The following is a 4,060-nucleotide window of genomic DNA, read 5'->3' as shown; positions in this document are numbered from 1 at the left end:
AGACGTGGCCTTCGACGCGCACGAACGCCGCGTGCGGCTCGACGCGGGCGAAATCTTCGTCGAGACCGCGCCCGACCATGCCGCCGATCACACAGGCGCGACGCCCGAGCAGGGCCGTCCGTTCATCGTGCAGACGGACGACGGCCGCATCCGCGCGCTCGGCACGCGCTTCGTCGTGCGTCAGCTCGGCGATGCGGCCACCGAAGGCGAAGGCGCCGGCACGCACGTCGCCGTGCTGCACGGCGCGGTGGAAATCACGCCCGCCGACGCGCCGCATCTCGTGCGCGTGGTCAACGCGGGCGAGCAGACGCGCTTCACGTCGCGCTCCATCGACGCCCTCACGCCCGCCGATCCGCACGCCGCCGACTGGACCCACGGCGTGCTGTTCGCCGACCACGTGCGGCTCGCCGACTTCCTCGCCGAAATCGGCCGCTACCGCAGCGGCCTGCTGCGCTGCGACCCGGCGGTCGCGGACCTGCGGATCTCGGGCGCGTTCCAGCTCGCCGATACCGACAGCCTGCTCACGGCGCTGCCCTCGACGCTGCCCGTGCAGGTGGTCTGGCGCACGCGCTACTGGGTGACGGTGGCCGCCGCGCCTGCTGCTGCCTCCACGTCCGCCACGGGCAACAGCGCCGCGCGTCGCGAAACGACCTGACTCTCCGCGCCTGACCTGCCGACGCGCATCGACGGCGCGTCGTCCTTTCGCCGTTTTCGCACCGTTTCTCTTGCCTCCTGGCTCGCGCGCCTCACGCCGTCGAAAAAAAATCGTCGCGCGCGTGTTCCGCGTGTCCCCTTTCCGGCGTTCGCGTGTCAAGCACGTATCGACTCACCCAATTCAATTCGAACGATCAGGAGTTTTCATGTCCGAACGCCGGCCCCGCCGCGCCTCCCAGGCCGTTGCGCGCCACGCCGCCCGCCGCCGTCTTCACACGCTCGCCTTGCGCGCGATTCCGCTCGGCCTCGTGCTCGGCGGCCTCGCCACCGCGCCCGCCGCGTTTGCTGCCAGCCCTGCTGCAACGCCTGCTGCCGATCCTGGCGCTGCCGCCGCCAGCATGACGGCCGACGCCGCGAAGGCCTACGACATTCCCGCCGGCCCGCTCGGCACCGCGCTCTCCAATTTCGCCGTGCAGGCAGGCGTGAGCGTGCAGCTCGATCCGCATCTCGTCGACGGACTCAACACGCGCGGCCTGCGCGGCAACTACACGGTGCACGGCGGCTTTAGCGCGCTGCTCGCCGGCTCGAATCTGGAAATCGCGCAGAGCACGCCGGGCGTCTGGTTCGTGCGCCCGCGCAGCGCCCAGTCCGCGGCCGCCGACGACGCCAGCACGCTGCCCGCCGTGACGGTCTCGGGTCAGACCGACAACGCCTACGGCCCGACCGACGGCCTCGTCGCGAAGTGGAGTTCGACGGCCACCAAGACCGGCACGCCGATCGTCGAGACGCCGCAATCGATCTCGGTCGTCACGCGCGACCAGATGAATCAGCAGAACGCGCAGACGCTCAACGCGGCGGTGCGTTACGAAGCGGGCGTCACGCCCGAAACGCGCGGCAGCGTGGCCACGCGCTACGACATGCTCAACGTGCGCGGCTTCAGCGCCGACACGTACTGGAACGGCCTCAAGCAGATCGGCAACGGCATGTACTCGACGCCGCAGGTCGATCCGTATCTGATGGACCGCATCGAAGTGCTGCGCGGACCGACTTCGGTGCTCTACGGCCAGGCGCAGGCGGGCGGTCTGCTGAATCAGGAAAGCAAGCTGCCGACCGTCACGCCGACGCACGAACTGGGCGTGGAGTTCGGCAACTATCGCCATCAGCAGTTGCAGGCCGACTTCTCGGGCCCGATTGCGGGCGACCAGCATTACCTCTATCGCTTCACGGCCATCGCGCGTCAGGAAGACGGTCAGGTCGAGAGCACGCGCAACGAGCGCATCGCCGTCGCGCCGTCGTTCACGTGGCGTCCGGACGATAAAACCTCGCTGACCGTCTACGCGCTCTATCAGCGCGATCCGGCCAGCACGTCGTATGGCAGCGTGCCCTCGGTGGGCACGGCGCTCTACGATCCGCTCGGCACCATCGCGCGCAACTTCTACGACGGCGAGGAATCGTTCGAACGCTTCAGCCGCACCCAGGAAGCGCTCGGCCTGAAATTCGAGCATCGCCTGAACGACACGTGGCAGGTGCGCTCGAACGCGCGCTACTACCACATCAGCCAGGATTATCGCAGCGTCTACGGCAGCGGCCTCGAAGCCGACGGCTACACGCTCGACCGCGCGTCGATCGCCTCGTATGAGCAGCTCAACTCGTTCGCGATCGACAACCAGGTGGAAGGCAACTTCTCGACCGGCCCCGTCGATCACACCGTGCTCGCGGGCTTCGACTATCAGCACTTCGGCACCAACTACGCGACGGGCTACGGCAGCGCGCCGTCGATCAACGTGTTCGATCCGGTCTACGGCGCGGACATCGACATGCCCGCGCTCACGAAGACGCACGCCACGAGCAATCAGTACGGCATCTACGCGCAGGACCAGTTGCGCTACAAGAAAGTGCTGATGACGCTCGGCGTGCGCCAGGACTGGGCCAACACCACGACGCGCGACGTCACCGACAACGGCACGCCGCAATGGCAGAACAATCACGCGTTCACGTGGCGCGGCGGCCTCACGTATCTGTTCGATAGCGGCGTCGCGCCGTACTTCAGCTATTCGGAGTCGTTCGCGCCGCAGTCGGGCACCGACATCACGGGCAAAGCCTTCGATCCGGAGCGCGGCCACCAGTACGAACTGGGGATCAAGTTCCAGCCGAAGCGCTATAACGCGCTGTTCACGGCCGCGATCTTCGATCTCACGCGCAAGAACCTGCTGACCACCGATCTCGCCAATCCGAACTATCAGACGGAAGCGGGCGAGGCGCGCTCGCGCGGTCTGGAGCTCGAGGCGAAGCTGAGCCTGACGAAGTCGCTCGACGTGTCGGCGAGCTATACGTATCTGAACACGGTCTACACGAAGGACAACAGCGGGCTGCAAGGCAAGCATCTGGCCGCGATTCCGTCGAACCAGGCGTCGCTGTGGGCGTACTACACGATCCACGGCGGCCCGCTCGCGGGTCTGTCGCTCGGCGGCGGCGGACGCTATACGGGCGCCACGTATAGCACCGACAACAGCTTCGAAGTCCGAAGCTTTTTCCTCGTCGATGCCTCGCTGCGTTACGACCTCGGCTACGCGATCCCGCGCATGAAGGGCGCGGAGCTGTACGTCAACGCGCAAAACCTGCTGAACAAGACTTATGTGGCGTCGTGCTACTACGGCAACTGGTGCGCGTACGGTTACGGCCGCCAGGTGTTCGCGGGGATGAACTACCGCTGGTAAGCAGTCGATGTGCCCGATGCGCGGGCGCTCAGCCGGCTTGCGCAAGCAGGCTGGCCGCGCCCGCGTGACGATGCAGCCAGCGGATCATGTCCGAGTGCCTGACGACGCCGACGAGCCGTCGCGCGTCGTCGAGCACGGGGACTTCGTAGTACGCGTGATCCGCGAAAATCGGCACGAGGCTCGCAAGCGGCGCGCCGCGATGCGCGGCGTGCACGCCCGCCGCCATGACGGCCTCGACCGTCTCTTCCATCTCGAGCGTGCGACGGCGCAGGACGCGCCATAACGCTTGTCCCAGACCCGGCCCCAACGCCAGCCTGACCCCGCCTTCTGGCCGCCGCGACGCCAGTTCCCGATGCGTCACCACGCCGACGACGCGACGCGCCTCGTCGACCACGGGCAACGCATGCGCGCCGTGCCGATGGAGACGCTCCCACGCGGTGTGTCGCGCCATCGTCAAAGGCACGGCGTGATCGGCGGCTGTCATCACGTCTTCGCAGGTTAGCGCGTCGAAGGTTTTGGCTTGTTGTGCCGCTTGTTGTGGCACTTGATGCGCCACCTGTCGCGCCGACGCCAGCGCAGCCGCCACATCGCGCGGATAGCGGTGTCCCGTGAGCGCGTGAAAGCACAGCGCGGCGCCGAGCAAGGCCATCGACTGAAATGCGATCGGCGTGGCCACGAAGCCGAAGCCA

Annotated in this window: 3 protein-coding genes; 2 read left to right on the top strand and 1 reads right to left on the bottom strand. The window is 67.4% G+C overall.

Annotation, left to right across the window (positions count from 1 at the left end; all coding sequences use genetic code 11):
* Positions 1–655, top strand: a 655-nt coding sequence (locus tag G3N97_RS37130) for a FecR domain-containing protein (RefSeq protein WP_205997741.1), incomplete at its 5' end; no start/stop codon positions are given.
* Between the two features lie 205 nt (positions 656–860).
* The gene (locus tag G3N97_RS37125; RefSeq protein WP_241031068.1) at positions 861–3,371 is read left to right on the top strand and encodes a TonB-dependent siderophore receptor; all 2,511 of its coding nucleotides are present in this window, start codon (positions 861–863) and stop codon (positions 3,369–3,371) included.
* Between the two features lie 28 nt (positions 3,372–3,399).
* Here the strand turns inward: G3N97_RS37125 and G3N97_RS37120 are convergent.
* On the bottom strand, positions 3,400–4,060 hold a 661-nt coding region (locus G3N97_RS37120), incomplete at its 5' end, for a CBS domain-containing protein (protein ID WP_205997740.1).

The organism is Paraburkholderia sp. Ac-20347 (assembly GCF_017104805.1).
GTDB classification, from domain to species: Bacteria; Pseudomonadota; Gammaproteobacteria; order Burkholderiales; family Burkholderiaceae; genus Paraburkholderia; species Paraburkholderia tropica.
The sequence above is the reverse complement of the archived record's forward strand: the minus strand, read 5'-3'. Positions and strand labels throughout refer to the sequence as shown.